General features: G+C 71.2%; 1 pseudogene. It reads right to left on the minus strand.

The annotated features are described in order from the left end of the window. Window positions 1-417 (minus strand): annotated as a pseudogene (locus LPA54_RS40185) (NHLP bacteriocin export ABC transporter permease/ATPase subunit); the annotation flags it as partial.

Consider the following 417-nt stretch of genomic DNA (forward strand, 5'->3'; position numbering starts at 1 on the left):
TCGCGCCGGTCAGCGGCCCCGGACGGGTGCTCGCCGCACGCACCTCGGGCGTCGCGTCCAGCACCGGCCGGATCTGCTCGAACAGCGGCAGCGCGGCGACCGCCGAGACGAACGAGCCGGTCAGCTGGGTCACCGACGTCAGCACCATCGTCACCGACGTGTTGAAGGTGAGGAACTCCGCCGCCGTCATCGACCCGCGCGCCGGGCCCGCCAGCAGCATGAACATCCCCAGCGTGCACAGCGGCAGATAGACCGCGCCCAGCACCGCCGTCAGGTTCTTGATCCGCCCGGCCTTCTGCTGCAGCTCACGGCTGCGCGCGAACTGCGACGCCCACGCCGCGTACGCGTAGTTCTCCGCCGCCGCCACCCGCAGCTTCGGCAGTCCGCGCAGCGTCTGGAACGCCTGGTTGTTCAGCT

This window comes from Streptomyces sp. DH12 (assembly GCF_020873895.1).
Classification (GTDB): Bacteria; Actinomycetota; Actinomycetes; order Streptomycetales; family Streptomycetaceae; genus Streptomyces.